The following is a 3,249-nucleotide window of genomic DNA, read 5'->3' on the forward strand; positions in this document are numbered from 1 at the left end:
TTGCTACACACCAAGCCCTCTCAAAAACTGCCTTTATGAATGTGTTGACCGAATACGCCGCTGAAGCCATATTGCTTGTTTTTCTCATTATAACCTTCCTTCAAAGCGGCCTGGATAAACTTCTGGATTGGAAGGGAAATCTTGCCTGGCTTAGCAGTCATTTCTTACAGACGCCATTTAAAAATTATGTCCCCGCCCTTTTTTTTATTCTGACAATTACGGAATTGGCTGCCGGAATACTCTGTGGAATTGGATTGTTTCAATTGGTGATGGGATATGGGAACACCCTGGCGTTCTCAGGAGCCCTGGTCTCCTGCCTTGCCTTGTTGATGCTGCTGTTTGGTCAGCGAATGGCTAAAGACTACGAAGGGGCTCGAACTATTGTGGTATATTTTATCCCTGCGATTTTTCTCGTATTCCTACTCCAATAAAAAGCCCGGAACTGTGAAGAGTTCCGGGCTTAAAGTTTCTTAAGGACGATCTTATTCCTTTGAAGCCTTGTCGTTGAGTTGGGATAAGACTTGCTCAGTAATGTCTGAAGCCTCATCTCCATAGAGTACACTACCGCCCTCACCTCCGGTTAGGATAAAGCGATAGCCGTTTGCCGTACCGTATTCCTGTATGGTTTCACGAACTTCGGTCACCACGCTGTCCATTTTCATCTGGCCCATTCGTTGGATTTGTTGCTCTTCCTGTTGCAACTGCTGCCCCATCATTTGTCCCTTTTGTTGGAGAATTCCGAAGGCCTCCTGTGCCTTATCCTGCGCCATGCCCTCTGTAGAGGTCTGAAGTTGTTGTGCCTCCAATTGGAAGGCCTGGGAGATACTGTCCCGCTTCCTGGCAAAGGCTTCAGATTTCAGTTGAAAGCTGGCATCCACTTCTTGCTTCTTTTTATAACCGTCCATTAACTTAACGTTATCAACGTAGGCTATTTTCTCCTGCTGACAACTCGCCAGGATCAAGAAGGTCAATAACCCAATCCAATTTTTCATAATAGGGTGTTTTTGTTTAAGGCGCAAAAGTAGAAAAGCTTTTTGGTTTGCAGGCTGGACTTCCAATAATATTTGATTTGGACAAAACCCCTTTCATTGACTGAGCTTATAGTTATAATTAATAGAATAGAATGTCCTTATCGATAAAGCCTTGTGAAAAGGCGCCTACATGCCGCCATCCGGACTCCGGCAGGGGTATTAGTGGTTCAAATGAATTTAACGCGTCTAAAGCCCTTAAAAATCATTCTGCCTTCTTTTGCAGACAATAGACATGGGAGGAAAACTCCCTGGAGAATACCCCGTAGAGATTTGAAGCCGTGCCCATCAATGCACCCGATAAAGGAGCGAGGCGATTCTTTCTATAGGTTTCAGAAAGCCAGGAAATGTAAAATGCATCAAGCCATAACGGTTTTACGGCACGGAGTTCATATCCCTTTTGCTCAAAAAGTCGCTTGATCGAACCCCTTGAAAAATGCCAGAGGTGTCTGGGCACATCATAAGCGGCCCAGTTGGATTTATAATATTTGGCATCAAGAGACTTATAGTTCGGCACAGCCACAATCAACCAGCCCCCTGGTTTCAACCTATCAGACATAGTCTTGATTTCCTCGTCCAAATCCGGGAGGTGCTCGAGAACATGCCAAAGAGTTATGGCGTCATAAATGGCTTCCTGCTGTACCGTGATACGGCTGTAGACAGGGACACCCTTGTTATGTGCCCGCCCTCTGGCCGCCTCATTGGGTTCAACACCATAAGCCTCCCAACCCCTTTCCTGGGCATGTTTAACGAAATCCCCGGTGCCAGCTCCAATATCCATGAGAACCCCTTCCTGTCCACAAAATCGTTTTACAAGACCGAGCTTACGGTCGAGGTTTATCTTTTTAGCACGCTGATATATCCGCTCCATAAAAGTATCAGCGCTATCGGAATGCGAAATATAGGCAGCACTTTCGTAGTACTTCTCCAGCGACTTAGGAATAGGTTCCGTTTGATAGCACTGGTACTCTGCATTCCAAACTAAACCAAACTCCTCCCCGCTTACGAGATGGTCGGTTAACGTCAATGTATTAAGTTCAGGCATCCTAACAAACTTAGGCCAATTCTTTGGGTTTGTCCAGCTCTGAGTCCGAATTTGAAGCGCAAAAGCTGCTGTGTTCCACGTGGAACTATCTTCCCAAAAACACTAATAAAACACTTATGTCACTCGGCGATACCCCACTGATGCGAGAGGCCTGGGAAATTGTAGCCGGACGAATTTCGGTAAGTTTTTGCCGCGCCTCCATAGAAAGGGAGGATAAAGGCATATAGTCAAAATCCCTCGGAATCCTGATATTCTCCAGTCTTTGTAATTTGTCCGCATTTTGTTTCTCCTTCTCGATATATCCGGCATACTTAACCTGGATTTCAGCCTGTTCAAGGACCTCTTCCGGCAAGTCATTCTCATCGATAAAAGCAGAAACGCTTGGCAGCATGCGCATGTGTTGCATCCGAACTTTCGGACGGGAAAAGACTTTAAAAAGCTTATCTCCCTGTGTCACTTGTCGGGAATCCAAAGAATCCAGGATCGGATTTATTTCATCCGGGACAAAACTTGTCTTTTTAAAAAACCCTACAAGCTCACTCGATTGACGCATCTTAGACTCCACCTTGCGGAGTCGCTCATCTCCTGCCAATCCCAGTTTGTGCGAACGTTCCGTCAAACGCATATCCGCATTGTCCTGCCTTAGAAGTGTCCGGTATTCTGCCCGCGATGTAAACATCCTGTAGGGCTCTTCGGTCCCCTTTGTAATCAGATCATCTATGAGAACACCTATATACGCCTCATCCCTCCTTAAAATAAACGGGTCTTTCTCCCGCACCTTAAGATGTGCATTGATACCCGCCATTATACCCTGCGCTCCAGCCTCCTCATAACCAGTGGTCCCATTAATCTGACCCGCAAAAAACAAATTGGATATGAGTTTCGTTTCTAAGGTGTGTTCCAGTTGTGTCGGCGGAAAATAATCGTATTCTATGGCATAGCCTGGCCGGAAAAATTTAACGTTTTCAAAGCCCGCAACGGATCTAAGGGCTTTAAATTGAACGTCCTCTGGCAATGACGTTGAAAATCCATTTACATAAACCTCCACCGTGTCCCAACCTTCAGGTTCTACAAATATTTGGTGCCTCTCCTTGTCCTTAAAGCGGTCTATCTTGTCCTCAATGCTTGGGCAATATCTAGGCCCAATGCTCTGGATCCGTCCATTGAACATTGGAG

At 45.8% G+C, this 3,249-nt stretch carries 4 protein-coding genes; 1 reads left to right on the top strand and 3 read right to left on the bottom strand.

Features of this window, described 5'->3' with window-relative positions; genetic code table 11:
• Positions 1-431 (top strand): hypothetical protein (locus WBV75_RS10370; RefSeq protein ID WP_424120540.1); only part of this gene is annotated, 431 nt, incomplete at its 5' end.
• A gap of 51 nt (positions 432-482) precedes the next feature.
• On the opposite strand, the gene WBV75_RS10375 is transcribed toward WBV75_RS10370, so the two are convergent.
• The 3 genes from WBV75_RS10375 to WBV75_RS10385 all read right to left on the bottom strand — a co-directional run.
• Positions 483-992, bottom strand: a complete 510-nt coding sequence (locus WBV75_RS10375; protein WP_424120541.1) for an OmpH family outer membrane protein — start codon at positions 990-992, stop codon at positions 483-485.
• A gap of 241 nt (positions 993-1,233) precedes the next feature.
• Positions 1,234-2,073 (bottom strand): class I SAM-dependent methyltransferase, encoded by an 840-nt coding sequence (locus WBV75_RS10380; RefSeq protein WP_424120542.1) that lies wholly within the window; start codon positions 2,071-2,073, stop codon positions 1,234-1,236.
• A gap of 85 nt (positions 2,074-2,158) precedes the next feature.
• On the bottom strand, positions 2,159-3,249 hold a 1,091-nt coding region (locus tag WBV75_RS10385; RefSeq protein WP_424120543.1), incomplete at its 5' end, for an FAD-dependent oxidoreductase.

This window comes from Robiginitalea sp. (genome assembly GCF_049588695.1).
Lineage (GTDB): Bacteria > Bacteroidota > Bacteroidia > Flavobacteriales > Flavobacteriaceae > Robiginitalea.